The 1765-nt window shown below is 39.3% G+C and carries 1 protein-coding gene; it reads left to right on the forward strand.

The window, feature by feature from the left end:
* Nucleotides 1-515 precede the first annotated feature (515 nt).
* Entirely contained in the window at nucleotides 516-1637 is a 1122-nt protein-coding gene (gene mnmA, locus ACVPON_RS00050) for a tRNA 2-thiouridine(34) synthase MnmA (RefSeq protein ID WP_462874787.1), read from the forward strand.
* Nucleotides 1638-1765: the final 128 nt, after the last annotated feature.

Below are 1765 nucleotides of genomic sequence, written 5' to 3' on the forward strand. Positions count from 1 at the left end.
TTGTTAAAGCGAAACAACTATACAAGCCTAGCTACTCGCTGGGCTTTTTGGATACAGTAGAATCTGGTATAATAGATTTATTAGCAATCAAAAAAGCGTAGCTGATGACTACGCTAGTTCTTGCCTGCTGAACTCATTGTAAAGGAGCTGTAAAGCTCTTTTTTTGTTCACCTTTTTGTGGACTTTCTAGGAAAACTTATGAATATCTATGAAGATACGATTTTTCAAAAAGTCAGTATTATCAAGGGTTAAGGAGCTGTAAAGCGATGTAAAGTAACCTAATTTTTTATACTTTAAATTTGTCATTTGATTTTCCTCAATTTTCTCTTACTTGTATTATATCAGATAAGAGTGGGAAAATCTGCTTCTTCATTTTAATTTGATAGAAAATAGTGAGGGATATGGTATAATACTGTCTGTGCCGTGAGGTACTTCAAAATCGACCTTCAATCGTTTTTTGAAAATAGGTACTGTAAACTTTGTTTACACGATAGTAAATTGATGGGAGAATAGATATGGGTGATAACTCAAAGATACGTGTTGTCGTTGGCATGAGTGGAGGGGTTGACTCGTCTGTCACAGCTTTATTGCTCAAAGAGCAAGGCTATGACGTGATTGGTATCTTCATGAAAAACTGGGACGATACAGATGAAAATGGTTTTTGTACAGCCACAGAAGATTATAAAGATGTGGCAGCAGTTGCGGATCAAATTGGAATTCCGTACTACTCTGTCAATTTTGAAAAAGAGTATTGGGATCGGGTGTTTGAATATTTTCTTGCCGAATATCGTGCAGGACGGACACCAAATCCTGATGTCATGTGTAATAAAGAAATTAAATTTAAAGCCTTCTTAGACTATGCGATGCAGTTGGGAGCTGATTATGTGGCGACAGGTCACTATGCCCAAGTTCATAGAGATCAAAATGGAGTCGTTCATCTGCTGCGTGGAGCTGATAATGGTAAGGATCAGACTTATTTCCTTAGCCAACTATCACAAGAGCAATTGCAGAAAACGATGTTTCCTCTGGGGCATTTACAGAAGTCAGAAGTCCGTGACATTGCAGAGCGGGCAGGTCTTGCAACAGCTAGGAAAAAAGATTCGACAGGGATTTGTTTTATCGGGGAGAAGAATTTTAAAGAATTTCTCAGTCAATATCTTCCAGCCCAGAAGGGACGAATGATGACTGTTGACGGTCGAGATATGGGCGAACATGCAGGTCTCATGTATTACACGATTGGTCAACGTGGAGGGCTTGGTATCGGTGGGCAGATTGGTGGCGATAATGCTCCATGGTTCGTTGTTGGTAAGGATTTGGCAGAAAATATTTTATATGTTGGTCAAGGTTTTTATCATGACTCTCTAATGTCAACTAGCCTCATAGCCAGTCAAGTTCACTTTACACGAGATATGCCTGAAGTCTTTACATTTGACTGCACAGCTAAGTTTCGCTATCGTCAACCTGATAGTAAAGTTATTGTAAAGGTTACAGGAGATAGGGCGGAAGTTGTCTTTTCTGAGCCACAACGTGCAATTACACCAGGTCAGGCTGTTGTTTTCTATGATGGAGAAGAATGCCTGGGTGGGGGGATGATTGATTTGGCTTTTAAGGACGGAAAAGTCTGTCAGTATATTTGAATGAACATGAGAACACGATGAAAAGAGGTAAATTCTCACAGTAAGTTCTAGTTCCCGTCCTTCCAGAATTTACTCTGAGAAAACTGCATAAAACCAACAGAATTTAGTCTCAGACTAAGTTCTGTTTT

The organism is Streptococcus sp. 1F3 (assembly GCF_054968985.1).

What these genes read in the sequence shown, in the direction of transcription:
- mnmA (WP_462874787.1), top strand. Translation starts at nt 516, where the DNA reads ATGGGTGATAACTCAAAGATACGTGTTGTCGTTGGCATGAGTGGAGGG.